Origin of the sequence: Enterococcus sp. AZ120, from assembly GCF_050546165.1 — a bacterium.
In the GTDB taxonomy this organism is placed as follows: Bacteria; Bacillota; Bacilli; order Lactobacillales; family Enterococcaceae; genus Enterococcus; species Enterococcus faecalis.
Window position 1 is genome coordinate 1,201,611 of sequence record NZ_CP172950.1, and the last position, 15,290, is coordinate 1,216,900.

Below are 15,290 nucleotides of genomic sequence, written 5' to 3' on the forward strand. Positions count from 1 at the left end.
TTTATTGGAGGAAAATAGAGATGATGGATTACTTAATTAATAATAATGGTGGAATTGTTTTTGCAGTATTAGGAATGGCAATGGCGACAATTTTTGCTGGGATTGGATCAGCCAAAGGGGTTGGCTTTACTGGGGAAGCAGCAGCAGCTTTAACGACGGAGCAGCCAGAAAAATTTGGTCAAGCGTTAATTTTACAGTTATTACCAGGTACACAAGGACTATACGGTTTCGTTATTGCTTTCTTAATTTATATTAACTTAGGAAACGATATGAGTATGGTTCAAGGATTGAACTATTTTGTAGCAGCTTTACCGATTGCCTTTGCTGGATTGTTCTCTGGGATTGCCCAAGGTCGTGTAGCCGCTGCGGGGATCCAAATTTTAGCGAAGAAACCAGAACATGCAACAAAAGGAATTATCTATGCTGCCATGGTTGAAACTTATGCCATCTTAGGGTTCGTAATTTCCTTCTTACTTGTATTGAACGTCAAATAATTGAGGAGGCAAATGGATGGATGCCATTGAAAAAATCATCAGTGAAATTAAGCAGCAAGGAAAGCAAGAAATCGAAGCCTATGTCACCAGTGAACAAACGCGCATCGATCAAGAATTCCAAGCAGCACAACAAGAAATTTTGCTGAAGCAAGAACATGAAATAGAAAAACGACAACAACAATTATTAAAAGAATTTAAACAACGCCAACAACGGCAAACACTAGAAATTCGTCAAGATGCATTAAATAAAAAACAAGCATATCTTAACCAATTATTTGACGAAGTGGTCTTAAAGATGAGTGAATGGTCAGCGGAAGAATTTCAAGAATTCATGAAAGCACAATTAGGTTCACTTGAATTAACAGGAAAAGCAACCATTCTTTTAGGCGAGTATTCTCAAACGAAAGTGACGCAAGAATGGCTGACCGCCCTTTCTGATGCTACTGTTCAATGGGAGCTTTCAGAGGAAGTTGTCCCAAAAGAAAGTGGCTTTATCGTTGCAAAAGACGGTTTGGATTATAATTTTCTCTTTTCAGCATTAGTTGAAGAGATTCAAAAAACAGAAGGCTTTAAAGTAGCAGAAAAACTTTTCAGTTAAGAAGGGAGGACGTAGCATGAGAAAACCAACGTATCATCAAATTAATCCGCTGATTCGTTTAAAAGAAACGGAGCTGCTTTCTGAGCAACAGTTTCAACAACTTTTAGAAGCGGAAACAGTTGAAGACGTTAAAAATATGTTAAAAAGTACGGTTTATCAACCTTATTTAACCGAAACTTTTGAAGAAAAATTTGACTACCATTCTTCTGAAGCGCTGGGAAGTCTTTATCGCTGGTTATATGAAATGGCTCCAGAACCAGCTGTAGTAACGTTGTATACGATGCGTTTTACCTTCCATAACTTGAAAATTTTGACAAAAGCTGAGCGAACAGGTAAAGATTTTGATTATCTTTATTTAGAAGATGGTCGTTATTCTCTAAACACAGTCAAAAGTGCCATTCATACAAAAAACTCTTCCGAACTTGAACCAGCATTATTAGAAGTGATCCGTGATGTTTTTGCCTATCTGGAAGAAGGCGGTTTGCCGCAAGCAATTGATATCCTTTATGATCGAGCATTTTTACAGCAACAGCGAAAATTAGCGGATGAATTGGGGTATGAAGAGTTAACGAAGGAAGTCATCGCTTTTATTGATTTAACTAATCTATCAACGATGGCTAGAGGGATTGTTCAACATCAAAACAGTAACTTTTTATCAACCGTGCTTTCTAGCGCTGGCAGTCTCTCAAAGAAAGAGCTGTTGACCTATGCGGAAAAGTCACTTGTAGAATTTACAGCATTTGTCAGAACAACGAATTACGGACAACTATTAGAAAAGATTATCAATAAAGAAACCAATGAATTAAATTTATTGGCTTTTGAAAAACTCAAAGATGATTACCTGACCTCAATGTATGAAAACGGTCGGACGGTTGCTTTTGGGCCGCTCCCATTACTAGCCTTTTTGAATGCGAAAGAGGTTGAATGGAAAAATCTACGTTTAATTTTGGTCGGAAAACATAGTGGGTTTTCAAATGAAAAAATTCGAGAAAGGATGCGAAAAGTCAATGGGGTATAAAATTGGTGTCATTGGAGACAAAAATTCAATCTTACCATTTAAACTGTTTGGCTTTGAGGTCCATCATGCCATTTCAGAAATGCAAGTTAGAGAAGCCATTGAAACTATGGCAAAAAATAAGTTTGGGGTCATTTTCATAACGGAAGAAGCCTCTACTTTAGCAGAAGAAACGATTGAACGATACAAAGAACAAGTGACACCAGCGATTATTTTAATCCCAAGTCATAATGGTACAATCGGAATCGGTTTAAGTGAGATTGAAAAAAATGTTGAAAAAGCAATTGGACAAAATATTTTATAATGCAAAGGAGAATGAGCGTGCAAATTGGAAAAATTGTCAAAGTTTCAGGTCCTTTGATTTTAGCTGAAAACATGTCAGATGCTAGTATCCAAGACATTTGTCATGTAGGAGATTTAGGCGTTATCGGAGAGATTATTGAAATGCGAGGCGACGTCGCTTCGATTCAAGTATATGAAGAAACAACAGGCATTGGACCAGGAGAACCAGTTATTTCAACAGGAGAACCATTATCTGTTGAATTAGCCCCAGGTTTAATTGCCGAAATGTTTGATGGTATTCAACGACCATTGGATACATTTCAAGAAGTAACCCACAGTAACTTTTTAGGCCGTGGCGTTAAAATTGATGCGTTAGATCGTGAGAAAAAATGGACGTTTGAACCAACTGTGGCAGTTGGTGAAGAAGTGTCGGCAGGTGACATCGTCGGTGTGGTTCAAGAAACACCGATTATTCAACATAAAATTATGGTGCCTTTCGGCGTTTCAGGAACGATTGCCGAAATTAAAGCAGGTGACTTTGCCATTGATGAAACAGTTTACTCAGTGGAAACGGCTAAAGGAACGGAAAGTTTTAGCATGATGCAAAAATGGCCCGTTCGGCGGGGACGTCCCATTTTAGAAAAACTAAGTCCCAAAGTACCGATGGTGACCGGACAACGCGTAATTGATACCTTTTTCCCAATTACGAAAGGCGGAGCGGCAGCAGTTCCAGGACCATTTGGCGCTGGAAAAACAGTCGTTCAGCACCAAATTGCTAAGTGGGCCGATGTCGACTTAGTCGTTTACGTTGGTTGTGGGGAACGCGGGAATGAAATGACAGATGTTTTAAATGAATTTCCAGAATTAATTGACCCAACAACTGGTGAGTCTTTGATGAATCGGACGATTTTAATTGCGAATACGTCAAATATGCCGGTAGCGGCACGGGAAGCCTCGATTTATACAGGGATTACCATTGCAGAATATTTCCGTGATATGGGTTACTCAGTCGCAATTATGGCGGATTCTACTTCTCGTTGGGCAGAAGCGTTACGAGAAATGAGTGGTCGGTTAGAAGAAATGCCTGGTGATGAAGGCTATCCAGCCTATTTAGGTAGTCGCTTAGCTGAATATTATGAACGAGCAGGACAAGTCATCGCGTTAGGAAAAGATCATCGTGAAGGAAGCATTACAGCGATTAGTGCGGTTTCGCCATCTGGTGGGGACATATCAGAACCTGTCACACAAAATACGTTACGCGTTGTTAAAGTATTCTGGGGCTTAGATTCTCAATTAGCACAAAAACGTCATTTTCCTTCTATTAACTGGTTGCAAAGTTATTCTCTTTACTCCACAGAAGTAGGGCAATATTTAGACTTGGAATTGCAAGGAAACTGGGCCGCTATGGTAGCTGAAGGGATGCGGATTTTACAAGAGGAATCTCAACTGGAAGAAATTGTTCGTTTGGTTGGGATTGATTCCTTGTCGGATAAAGACCGTTTAACGTTGGAAACAGCCAAATCATTACGGGAAGACTATTTGCAACAAAATGCTTTTGATGACGTGGATACGTTCACTTCTCGAACCAAACAAGCGAAAATGTTGCAATTGATTCTAACTTTTGGTGAAGAAGGTCAAAAAGCCTTAAGTTTAGGCACTTATTTCTCTGAGTTAATGGCGGGAACAGTTGAAATCCGTGATCGCATTGCTCGTAGCAAGTATTTACCAGAAGAAGAATTAGAAAAATTGGATCGTTTACAAGCAGAAATTAAAACAACGATAAAAGAAATCATTGCTGAAGGAGGAATGACGAATGATTAAAGAATATCGCACAATCAATGAAGTCGTTGGTCCTCTGATGATTGTTGAAAAAGTGGCAGGCGTAAAGTACGAAGAATTAATTGAAGTACGCATGCAAAATGGCGAAATTCGCCAAGGGCAAGTTTTAGAAATCAATGGAGATAAAGCGATGGTCCAAATTTTTGAAGGAACGAGTAACATCAATATTCGTGATTCAAAAGTTCGCTTTCTGGGACATCCTTTAGAATTAGGGGTTTCGCCAGATATGATGGGGCGCGTTTTTGACGGCTTAGGTCGCTTAAAAGATAATGGACCAGAATTATTACCTGAGAAAAAATTAGATATTAACGGCGAAGTTATCAATCCAGTTGCTCGTGATTATCCCGATGAGTTCATCCAAACAGGGATTTCAGCGATTGACCATTTAAATACCTTAGTTCGTGGTCAAAAATTACCTGTTTTTTCAGCATCTGGCTTACCTCATAAAGAATTAGCGGCACAAATTGCCAGACAAGCCAACGTGTTAAATAGTGAAGAAGAATTTGCCGTAGTTTTTGCGGCCATTGGGATTACCTTTGAAGAAGCGGAATATTTTATGGAAGATTTCCGTCAAACAGGCGCAATTGATCGTTCAGTCTTGTTTATGAACTTAGCGAATGATCCAGCCATTGAACGGATTGCAACACCTAGAATGGCTTTGACAGCCGCTGAATATTTAGCTTATGAAAAGGGCATGCATGTCTTAGTTATCATGACGGATATGACCAATTATTGCGAAGCGTTGCGAGAAATTTCAGCAGCACGCCGTGAAGTTCCAGGACGTCGTGGTTACCCAGGTTATCTTTACACGAACTTAGCAACGTTGTATGAACGGGCAGGACGAATTCGTGGCTCAAAAGGTTCCGTAACACAGATTCCTATTTTAACAATGCCAGAGGAGGATAAAACACATCCAATTCCCGATTTAACTGGCTATATTACAGAAGGGCAAATTATCTTGTCCCGGGAACTATATAAGAGTGGTATCCAACCACCAATTGATGTATTGCCATCACTTTCCCGTCTTAAAGACAAAGGAACTGGCGAAGGCAAAACGCGCGGGGATCACGCAGCGACGATGAATCAATTGTTCTCAGCCTATGCACAAGGGAAACAAGCCAAAGAATTAGCTGTCATTTTAGGAGAATCAGCTCTTTCTGATGTCGATAAAATTTACGCAGCTTTTGCCCAACGTTTTGAAGAAGAATATGTCAATCAAGGATTCGATACAAACCGTTCGATTGAAGAAACGTTAGATCTTGGGTGGGAACTATTAAGTATGCTACCGAGAACAGAACTAAAACGAATTAAAGAGGATATGCTCGATCAATATTTAACTGAAGGGAAGTAGAAAAATGGCTCGATTAAATGTTAATCCAACCCGTATGGAACTTTCCCGATTGAAAAAACAGTTAACTACGGCCACGAGAGGTCATAAGTTGCTGAAAGACAAACAAGATGAATTGATGCGACGGTTTATTGCGCTAGTCAAAGAAAACAATGAGTTACGTATTCAGGTTGAACAAGAAGTGACGGATGCGTTATCAAATTTTGTATTGGCAAACGCAACGTTGAACGAAGCCTTTATTGAAGAGTTAGTGGCAATTCCAGCCGAAAAAGTTGAATTAGAAATTATTGAACAGAACATCTTAAGTGTGCCAGTTCCTAAAATGATTTTTGATTACGATGAATCGGTTCAAGAAGCACCCTTAGATTATGGCTACGTGAATTCAAACAGCGAGCTTGATCAAGCTTTTGCTAAAATTTCAAGCATTTTACCGAAATTATTAGCACTTGCAAATGTTGAAAAGACGTGCCAATTATTATCAAAAGAAATTGAAAAAACGCGTCGTCGTGTCAACGCCTTAGAGTATATGACGATTCCGCAATTAGAAGAAACAATTTACTACATTCAAATGAAATTAGAAGAAAATGAACGTGGCGAAATTACACGTTTAATTAAAATTAAAAGCATGAACAAAGAAAATTAGTGGTTAGAAAGAACGAGTGCGAAGCCAGTTGGTAGCTTTCGTGCTCGTTTTTAATAAAAAAGGGAGTGGAAAAAATGAAAAATGAAGAACGCCGCAAAGCGATTGCACTGAATTGTCAAAAATACGAAAGTGACTATGCTCGCTTGGTGGAACCAATCAATGAGCTACTGTTAAACTTGGGAGCGGCTATTTCAGAAGAAGCCGCGAAGCAAATCATTCTGAATGTAAAACGATATCATCACGGCGTGAAATATCTTCCTGAGTGTCATTTAGATGAAAGTAACCAATTTATCGAAGATGGGCTTGAAGCTCTTAAAAAGGGAGATTTAGGCAACGGTGCGTTACAACTATTTGGGGCCGGCTTAAACTTTGCTAGTTTTGCAGCAAAAGCACAAGGAACCAAAAAAATTGATGCCCACCAAATGTTGGCAGAACGTTTTACGAAGTTGTTGTCTGTACAAATGGATAATGATAACAAACAATAAAAAAATACCCTTGGTTTATTAAGTCATCTTAATAAACCAAGGGTATTTTTTTAACTGTTATCATTAGGATATTCAGACACCTGTAATTGCCATAACTTATCTGTCACTGAAGCAATAAACGCAGCACTCTTAGCATTATCAGGTCCTTTAGTAAAAATTGCTAAAGCAAAGGGGTGAGGTGTTTCTAAAATCCCCATATCATGAATAAATTCATCATAGGAACCAATTTTATGAGCAACTTTTCCTTGAGTTGTGGGAGTTTCCATTCTTTCATGGAAAACACTTTGTTTCATAGAATCATAAATCGCTTGGTAATCTGGTTTTGTTGCTTTTTCAGTATATAATTTTTGTAGAATAACTAGCGCATCTTCCGAAGAAAATTGTGGTTCTTCAATCGAAGGTGACTTGTGCAAATAACGCTGATACATTTCTCGTTTTGCTTTTGCATCACCACCCAATGTATCATAGAGCATATTTTTAGCGATATTATCAGAATAGGTGATGGCATATTCTTGTAACGTTTTTAATGGATATTCTGGTTGGATATTATAGGCAATGATCCCAGTTCCTTCTTCATAATCTTCTTCGGCGTTATAGGGAATCAGGTCTGTCCATTTTTTTTGACCAGAAGCAACCGTGTCAGCGACTAACATCGTCAGTGGCACTTTAATAGTACTAGCTGTATAAAATTCATGTTGGCCATTCACGGAACGCTGTTCGCCAGTTTCTAAATCCAAATAACTAATCCCGACCGTTCCTTCAAATTCTTTGACAGAAGCGACGAGCAGGTCATTTATTTTATCAAAAAATACTGTATTTGCTGAATTATTTTCTTCCTTGTCTTTCGTATGCTTCTCATGTTTGGCGGAATCAATTGTAACTTTTTGTTCAGATTCTTTGGCATAATCTTCGCCACGACTTGAGAAGAAGAAGCCCACAATTAGGAAAAAGCAAAGAAAGAAAATGGTGCCGTATAGTGAGAGTTGCTGTTTCTTCAATGTAAAACCCTTTCCGTTTCTCTAATAGATATTTTTCTCAACTCCTCCATTTAATCATTTTTCGGATAAGAGCGCAAGCGTCTTTTTAACGGCACTACTGGTTTTGTTTCATTTGTTTTTGGAGTGCTTGCGATTGCTTTAATAGCTCTTTGCCGATAGTGGTATCTTTCACCAATAGCCGCTGTAAGGGGCGATCGATGACTTGTTTGATGGAATGAATGTCTTGATTATTTAAAATGGCTGTTTCTTTACTAGAAAAAGATTTATGCGCGGTCAGTTGTAAACCAAACGAGTTGTACAACAATGTATAACCAGCAATTCCAGTAATTGTCTGATAAGATTTTGAAAAGCCGCCGTCAATTACGAGAAGCGCGCCATTTGCTTTGATCGGCGATTCGCCTTTTGTTCGTTTAACTGGTGTATGGCCATTAATGATATGTCGATTTTCACCAGTCACTTCAAATTCATCTAGGATTCTTTCACAAACTTCAACCGTATCACGCAAAGAGTAATAAGGATTCTTTTCTTCGTAATGTGTTTCTTTTTCAGCGAGAAAATAACGCTCGAAGGTTTTCATAGCTCGTTTGCCAAATAATGAGGAACCTTCGCCACACCAAAGATACCATAAACAATCTGTTGCATAGTCATCTGTACTAGCAGGCTGAGCATAAGCTTCTTCTAACATTTCCTGAAAGAAGTCAACTAAAGCTTTTCCTGAATAGGAGTGGCCTTTAAATGTATAAGCTTGAAAAGTACCGTCCGCATTCAGAGGCAGACAGCCATGAATCAATAAATTTTGATTATACACAAGGTAAAGAGAAGCTTTTTCCATTAGAAAGCGCATGTGTTTTGTTAACCGCGGCGAAGACTGAAATTGCGTTAATAAATCATCAATTATCTGTTTTTCCTCACGTGTTAATTGGTAAGGCTGCTCTTCAGAAACGGTTTGGAAACAGCTGTTAATTAATGTATAACGACATTCGTCAAAAGTAATAGTTTCCCCTTGAATCTTATCTAAGCGTAGCCGATGTGCCAAGTTAAAATCAGGGCGTCGACCAATAATTTGCCCTTCTAGTTTTTCTTGAATAATGGCAATGGCTTGTTGCACACGCATCGCTACTTGTTTTTCATCTTCAGTTAACGCACGATAGGGATTTTTCTTGGGTGCAAAAGCAGGATTTTCTTTATACGTTTCTAAACTAAATTTTTTTAAGGCGGTTAAATCGATAGCATAACGTTCTTCTAACAAATCTAAATTTCCATAGCGAGCACAAATACGCACTACATTGGCTAAACAAGCCAGTGAACCACTATAAGCAGCCAGCCAAATCATATCATGATTGCCTAGTTGGATATCCAAGGAGTGATAGGACATTAATCGGTCCATAATTTTATCTGGTGCTGGCCCCCGGTCATAGATATCCCCAATAACATGTAGGTGATCGATAATCAGACGTTGGATTAGATAAGCTAATTCTGTCACGAAACGTTTGGCTTCACCTAGTAAAATAATTTTTTCAATAATTTGTTGATAGTAACCGTTTTTGGTTGTTGTTTCATCATATTGATAAATCAATTCTTCGAGAATATACCCATAGGTTTCAGGAAGGGCTTTGCGAACTTTAGAACGTGTGTACTTCATCGAAGAAGAACGGACGATTTCAACCAGACGGCGAATCGTTAATAGCCACCATTCATAAGAGAGGGCGCTTTCATTTTCTAAAAGTGTTAATTTTTCTTCTGGATAGTAGATAATAAAACAAAGCTCGTCCATCTGATGGGCATTTAATTCTTGTTTAAATAAAAATTGAACTTTTTCTCGGATTCGCCCAGAACCATTTCTTAAAATATGGTCAAAAGCTTCAAATTCACCATGTAAATCACTGACAAAATGTTCTGTTCCTTTCGGTAAATTCAAAATTGCTTCCAAATTAATAATTTCTTCAATTTGTTGATCGCGGTTCAGTGTAGCCAAGTCATCTGCCTTCTTTCTTTTTCGTATATACCAATTTTTATTTAAAAGATTAAAGTCTTGATAATAAAGGTTTTTTATTCGTATGCCAATTATTGTAGGCTATTTGGCGAAAAAAAGCAACAGGAGAAAGTCAGAGAAAAATGTGGAAAATTATAGGAAGCTACTGGGTTTTATGCTATGATTTTTAATAAAACAAAATGAAGGGGCGGGAAAACATGTTATTTGGTACAGCAAAAATGAATCGGGAAAATCATTTAGAAATCGGTGGTTGTGACACCGTAAAGTTGGCGCAAAAATTCGGGACGCCGTTATTTGTCTATGATGTCGCTCATATTCGCGCACAAGCACGTGGTTTTAAACAAACGTTAAATCAATTAGGTATCAAAAATAAAGTGGTTTATGCAAGTAAAGCATTTAGTTGTTTAGCTATTTATCAAGTGTTAAAGGAAGAAGATATTGCTTGCGATGTTGTCTCTGGTGGAGAACTATTCACAGCTTTAAAAGGGGGCATGGAGTCAGCGGAAATTGAATTCCATGGAAATAACAAAACCCCTGAAGAATTACGTTACGCCTTGGATAACAAAATAGGTACAATTGTCATTGATAATTTTTACGAAATTGACTTGTTGGAAGAATTATTAGCTACACGAAACCAAACACAAAAAGTTCTTTTTCGAGTGAGTCCTGGCGTGGATGCAGAAACACATGATTACATTTTGACAGGCCAAGAAGATTCAAAATTTGGTTTTGATGTTGCAAGTGGCCAGGCAACAGAAGCACTCGTTCGTCTTTTATCAAACCCCTCTTTTGATGTACAAGGGGTCCATTGCCATATTGGCTCGCAAATTTTTGCTGTGGAAGGCTTTTTAGCTGCTGTTGAAAAAATGTTCACTATTTTAGAAGACTGGCGGCAAGTCCATCAATTTACAGCACGTGTTTTAAATATGGGTGGTGGTTTTGGTGTGCAGTACACGCAGCAAGATGAGCCATTAGCACCAGCAACATTTGTTGAAAAAATTGTTTATTCCTTGAAAGGTCATTGTGAACAATTAGGGTATCCACTGCCTGAGCTTTGGATTGAACCAGGCCGCAGTTTAATTGCCGAAGCGGGCACAACGATATATACAGTTGGCGCGCAAAAAGAGGTTCCTGGTGTTCGTCATTTTGTTTCCGTAGATGGTGGCATGGGTGATAATATACGGCCTGCTTTGTATCAAGCAGTTTATGATGGTTTTCTAGCGAATCGTGATGGGCATGATTCAGTCAAGAAAGTCACAGTGGTTGGTAAATATTGCGAATCAGGCGATGTCTTACTTCGAGATATTTTATTGCCAGAAGTTAAAGCAGGGGATTTATTGGCCATTAGTAGTACGGGGGCTTACGGTTATTCAATGGCAAGTAATTACAACCGAAATCCTCGACCAGCGGTGGTTTTTGTCGAAGATGGACAAGCAAAATTAGTTGCTCGCCGTGAGACATATGAAGATATGACAACGTTGGATTGTTGATAGATTAAAAGTAGCCGCCTCTTTTTGAGACGGCTGCTTTTTTTCAAAAAATAACAAAATGTAAGGGTGATTTCTTTCAGAAATGAAAAATCCATAGTATATTAAATGAAGAAGGAAATACTTTAGAAGAGGGTGTGATTTGCAGATGAAATGGCTCCTCGGGTTACTGATCATTTTTGCAATAATTGGCGTTGTTTTTTCTTTTTACATTGCCAATTATTTTTTGAAAATTGCGTTGCTTAAAGACAACCCTTGGTATCATAAAAAAGGGCATCGGTTATTAAATCCTGATAATTTTCAAGAACGTGAAACAAGATATACAAAAATAGAAGAACAACAAAAACAAGAAGGCGAAGCTTTTTGGACAGAGTCTTTTGCTGAAGATCGTTGGTTGAAAATTAAAGATGAAACATTGTATGCACGGTGCTTTATTCCTTATCCAGATAACCATCGTTGGGCGATTTGTGTGCATGGTTATCGTTCAAACGGAAAACGCGATATGGCATATACTGCATTACGTTTTGCAGAAGAAGGCTACAATGTTTTAGTTCCCGATTTGCGTGCGCACGGGAAAAGTTCAGGGAATAAAATTGGGATGGGATGGCTGGATCGGTTAGATTTATTAAGTTGGCTTAGTGAAGTTCTTGCCATTGATATGGAAGCAGAAATTATTTTAGTGGGCGGTTCCATGGGAGCGGCTACTGTCATGATGGCAAGTGGTGAAAAGTTACCAACGAATGTCCGCGGACTAATAGTGGATTGTGGCTACACTTCTGTCTATGATGAATTTAAATACGTCCTACATGAATCTTTTCATTTACCCGCTTTTCCTATTTTAACAATTGCTAATCAATTAGCATTAAATAACTATGGCTTTCAATTGAAAACCGCTTCTTCCGTGAGACAATTACACAAAAATACGTTGCCGACATTTTTTATTCACGGTACAGGTGATCGCTTTGTTCCAATGACAATGTTTGAAGAAAATTTAGCGGCAACTCAGGGGATAAAAAAAGGTCTCATTGTTGCTAAAGCACCACATTTATCTTCAAGTGTCTACGAACCTGAAAATTATTACAGTAGTATTTTTGAATTTTTGGAAGAAAACTGTCCTGCAGTAAAAACAACATCCGACTAAAAAAGACATGGATTTTCATGATTCCATGTCTTTTTTTTGTCTGACTCGTTTAGCTAAATTTAAAGTGCTTAAAAAGAAAAATAACGGCGCCAAACTACCAAGGCAAAGGAACCATTTCATTGAATAAGTTAACTCTTGCTGTAAAAGAGATTCTCGTATATAGCTGAAACCTTCGCCATGGACCCGCAAATAAATATAAATGTAAGCAAAAAGAATCACTAAAGGCAAAATACAGACTTCTAATATTTCCAAAAGATAAGGAAAGGTTTTATTTAATAATTTGAGGCGTGTCTTATTCAATAGATAAGCAAAAATGAAAATTGACCATAAAAAACCAAAAAAACTAATCAAATAAAAAATCAGATTCGCACTTCCTGCATTCATAAAAGCTTTCGGGAAAAGTAGTCTGCCGATGAATGTATTTTTAATTGTAAAAGGCACATCAAAAATGGAAATATAAAGACAAAAAAGTACTAATGTTAACAAGGCATGCCAAATCTTTTTCTCCATTTCATTTAAAAAATATCTAATTACTTGGTACATTTCCATAAACTGTCGCTCCGTGTTTGAAATAATCGTAGTTTTGACTATACCATAGCTGTTCTCAATTTTCTTGAAAAAAATACACGCAACCAGCCTCGACTATACGAAACACACAGAGTGTCTAAAAAATAAGTTGCGATCGCATTTTTTCGCATGCTAGTGTTGCACTTCTGTTTCGCTGGTGTTTTCTAATTGCTGATTTGTTGATTAAAAAAGGGCAGGAGGGAGCGTTTTTCTAGTATAATAATATAAAAGAATATAGAAAAAATCGTAGGATGGGAGTTATTCAAAGTGGCGGAGATTACAGTTAAGACAATTTCAGAGAAAGATGATTTAAAGAAGTTGCTTTTGGGTCAAGAGTATGACCACCAGCAGCCGGTTAAAAATATTTTAAAAGCTAGAACATCGAATGTCCATATTGAAAAGTACGAGGTTGTGGAGGATGTTTTTTTAAAGTTAACTGGGAAGGCGACCATGCACAAAGATATTATGAACTCATTTTGGACAACGTATAAAATTATGTTACAACTTGTTTATCCCGATTTCTTTAGACCAGCGGAAGTAATTGGGGAAAATCAAGAAAGCTATTTAGAAAAATCTTCTGAACAGAATTTGCTTGCAGTAAATAGCAAGTATCCGCCTCATGATTCCGGGACATCGGCTGTGATTTCGGACCGATATTTAACTTATTTTGACCAAGTTTTTCCTGACTATTTACCAAATCCTGTACCAAAAAAATATACATGGAATGAATTTCTTCTCGACAATTTTACTAAATTTGAGCGAGTCCATCAGGACCCACAATTAAAGCGTTTTGCCGAACTTACCCATTCAATTGGAAACATTACAGTAGTTCCACTAGGATTTAACAGCGGAAGAAGCTTATCGTTTAAAGATTATTGGGATTATTCTTTAGAACAACTTTCGATATTTTTAGCTTCGTTTCATTCATGGGAAAGCTACGTTCATACGTATGAGATGCAACCATTTTTAAATGAACAGTATCAACCAGTAGCGCTATGGAAAAATCATTTGAAAAAAGACTCGTTTATCTTACCTCAGAATATAGAGGAGATAAATGAATATTTAGTTCAAGTAAATCAACGAATAGAAAAAAGAGGGCAGCGAATAGTGAATCGGTTGTAATGAAATAAGAATCGACTTTTCACTAAACGTTGAAAGTCTCGAATCTTGTGCTCTTTTATTGACTCAGAAACAGAGAACAATTAAACTACTAGATTAGTATCAAAAAATAATTGCGTATAGGGATAACCAGTCGCATGTTTAAATAACTTTTAGGTCTTATGTAAGTAACAAAAGTTATTAGTACGAAGCAATCATTTTAGAAAGGAGCTTTTATGCAATTCACATTATTAAATCAAGAAAATCAAGCCTATTGGGAAGCAACCTACATAGAAGCTTTTCCAGAAGAAGAGAGACTGCCGTTTGATCAATTATTGACGTCTTCTCAAGCAGGAAAATTTCATTTGTTTGTTATTCAAGAGGCGGATGAGAACGTGGGGATTTTGTTAAATAGTCAAATTGCACTTGAAGCAACCTATGTCTTTTTCTTTGCAATTGATCAGCACCACCGAAACAAACGATTAGGCTCAACCGTGTTAGCGTTATTGAAGACACGTTATCCTAAGGGGGTTCTTTTAGAGAGTGAAGAAATTGGCAAAAATGCAGCGAATGAAGCCCAAAGAGAAAAACGTTATCAGTTTTATGAAAGAAATGGCGTGCAGGATACGGGGTATCTGATTATGGATAGAGGGCTCACTTTTCATATCATGTTTGCTGGAGCGTCAGGCTTCGGTGGAACGCAGCTACAGTTTTTATTAGACTTCCATCCAGTAGCAAAAATTTGGAAAAAGCCAAGTATTGATGGCATCAGGTAGTTTTTTTCAAATAAGTAAATTAAACAAACAAAAAAACATATGAAAGAACGGACCAATCGGTTCTTTCATATGTTTTTTATCATTAGCCTCGAAATAACTAGCGAATACCCAAAGCAATTCGTGCGTAACGGCTCATTTTATCCGTTGTCCAAGCAGGGTACCAGACTAATTTTACTTCGATATTATTCACTTCAGGAATATCTTTTAAAACACCATGGATTTGTTCTGTTAAAACATCTGCTAACGGACAACCCATTGTGGTTAAGGTCATTTTGATGACAGTATCACCAGTTTCTTCTGCAAATTCAACTTCATAAATTAGTCCTAAATTAACAATATCGATGCCTAATTCAGGGTCAATCACTGTTTCTAATGCAGTTAAAATATCTTCTTTAATTGCTTCAACTTCTTCGGTTGAACGTTGTTGAGGTTGTTCACTCATTCGTCTTCTACTCCTTTGCAAGTTGCCTCTTTACTATCATACCTTTTTTAAGAATGTTTGTAAATGAGAAGTATCTCACATGTC

Annotated in this window: 16 protein-coding genes; 12 read left to right on the top strand and 4 right to left on the bottom strand. The window is 37.6% G+C overall.

The features are described from left to right. The first annotated feature begins 20 nt into the window (after positions 1-20). The 8 genes from IGJ46_RS05815 (at position 21) to IGJ46_RS05850 (ending at position 6,704) form a co-directional block, all read left to right on the top strand. A complete protein-coding gene (locus IGJ46_RS05815) occupies positions 21-494 on the top strand; it encodes a V-type ATP synthase subunit K (RefSeq protein ID WP_002363905.1) in 474 nt (157 codons plus the stop codon). Positions 495-510: 16 nt separating this feature from the next. Then, a complete protein-coding gene (locus tag IGJ46_RS05820) occupies positions 511-1,092 on the top strand; it encodes a V-type ATP synthase subunit E (RefSeq protein ID WP_002363907.1) in 582 nt (193 codons plus the stop codon). A gap of 16 nt (positions 1,093-1,108) precedes the next feature. Beyond that, positions 1,109-2,110 carry a V-type ATPase subunit gene (locus tag IGJ46_RS05825; RefSeq protein WP_002363908.1) on the top strand — a complete coding sequence of 334 codons (1,002 nt, stop codon included), beginning with the start codon at positions 1,109-1,111 and terminating at the stop codon, positions 2,108-2,110. Beyond that, entirely contained in the window at positions 2,100-2,411 is a 312-nt protein-coding gene (locus IGJ46_RS05830; protein WP_002357676.1) for a V-type ATP synthase subunit F, read from the top strand. The genes IGJ46_RS05825 and IGJ46_RS05830 overlap by 11 nt, the downstream gene beginning before the upstream one ends. A gap of 17 nt (positions 2,412-2,428) precedes the next feature. Then, the gene (locus IGJ46_RS05835) at positions 2,429-4,210 is read left to right on the top strand and encodes a V-type ATP synthase subunit A (RefSeq protein WP_002371187.1); all 1,782 of its coding nucleotides are present in this window, start codon (positions 2,429-2,431) and stop codon (positions 4,208-4,210) included. Beyond that, positions 4,203-5,579: a V-type ATP synthase subunit B gene (locus IGJ46_RS05840; protein ID WP_002357674.1), complete on the top strand. Its 1,377-nt coding sequence runs from the start codon at positions 4,203-4,205 to the stop codon at positions 5,577-5,579. Before IGJ46_RS05835 ends, IGJ46_RS05840 begins: the two co-directional genes overlap by 8 nt. 4 nt (positions 5,580-5,583) lie before the next feature. After that, entirely contained in the window at positions 5,584-6,219 is a 636-nt protein-coding gene (locus tag IGJ46_RS05845; RefSeq protein WP_002357673.1) for a V-type ATP synthase subunit D, read from the top strand. Positions 6,220-6,293: 74 nt separating this feature from the next. Continuing rightward, positions 6,294-6,704 (top strand): hypothetical protein, encoded by a 411-nt coding sequence (locus IGJ46_RS05850; RefSeq protein WP_002388088.1) that lies wholly within the window; start codon positions 6,294-6,296, stop codon positions 6,702-6,704. Positions 6,705-6,754: 50 nt separating this feature from the next. Here IGJ46_RS05850 and IGJ46_RS05855 read toward each other — a convergent pair whose 3' ends face one another. Together IGJ46_RS05855 and IGJ46_RS05860 are read right to left on the bottom strand one after the other, a co-directional pair. Beyond that, positions 6,755-7,642: a serine hydrolase gene (locus tag IGJ46_RS05855; protein WP_002384556.1), complete on the bottom strand. Its 888-nt coding sequence runs from the start codon at positions 7,640-7,642 to the stop codon at positions 6,755-6,757. 154 nt (positions 7,643-7,796) lie between these two features. Then, positions 7,797-9,677: a fructose-1,6-bisphosphatase gene (locus IGJ46_RS05860; protein ID WP_218391553.1), complete on the bottom strand. Its 1,881-nt coding sequence runs from the start codon at positions 9,675-9,677 to the stop codon at positions 7,797-7,799. 197 nt (positions 9,678-9,874) lie between these two features. Between IGJ46_RS05860 and lysA the strand changes: the two genes are divergently transcribed. Together lysA and IGJ46_RS05870 are read left to right on the top strand one after the other, a co-directional pair. Beyond that, positions 9,875-11,185, top strand: a complete 1,311-nt coding sequence (gene lysA / locus IGJ46_RS05865) for a diaminopimelate decarboxylase (RefSeq protein WP_002397274.1) — start codon at positions 9,875-9,877, stop codon at positions 11,183-11,185. A gap of 145 nt (positions 11,186-11,330) precedes the next feature. Beyond that, on the top strand, positions 11,331-12,323 hold the full coding sequence (locus IGJ46_RS05870; RefSeq protein WP_025187413.1) for an alpha/beta hydrolase: 993 nt from the start codon (positions 11,331-11,333) through the stop codon (positions 12,321-12,323). A 15-nt stretch (positions 12,324-12,338) separates the two neighbouring features. Here the strand turns inward: IGJ46_RS05870 and IGJ46_RS05875 are convergent, their stop codons facing one another. Then, positions 12,339-12,872: a hypothetical protein gene (locus IGJ46_RS05875; protein ID WP_002365632.1), complete on the bottom strand. Its 534-nt coding sequence runs from the start codon at positions 12,870-12,872 to the stop codon at positions 12,339-12,341. Between the two features lie 285 nt (positions 12,873-13,157). On the opposite strand from IGJ46_RS05875, the gene IGJ46_RS05880 reads away from it, so the two are divergent. Both IGJ46_RS05880 and IGJ46_RS05885 read left to right on the top strand, forming a co-directional pair. Beyond that, on the top strand, positions 13,158-14,012 hold the full coding sequence (locus IGJ46_RS05880) for a hypothetical protein (RefSeq protein ID WP_002403627.1): 855 nt from the start codon (positions 13,158-13,160) through the stop codon (positions 14,010-14,012). Positions 14,013-14,224: 212 nt separating this feature from the next. Continuing rightward, the gene (locus IGJ46_RS05885) at positions 14,225-14,764 is read left to right on the top strand and encodes a GNAT family N-acetyltransferase (protein WP_002371179.1); all 540 of its coding nucleotides are present in this window, start codon (positions 14,225-14,227) and stop codon (positions 14,762-14,764) included. A 97-nt stretch (positions 14,765-14,861) separates the two neighbouring features. Here the strand turns inward: IGJ46_RS05885 and IGJ46_RS05890 are convergent, their stop codons facing one another. Continuing rightward, positions 14,862-15,206 carry a metal-sulfur cluster assembly factor gene (locus IGJ46_RS05890; RefSeq protein ID WP_002357660.1) on the bottom strand — a complete coding sequence of 115 codons (345 nt, stop codon included), beginning with the start codon at positions 15,204-15,206 and terminating at the stop codon, positions 14,862-14,864. Positions 15,207-15,290 lie beyond the last annotated feature (84 nt).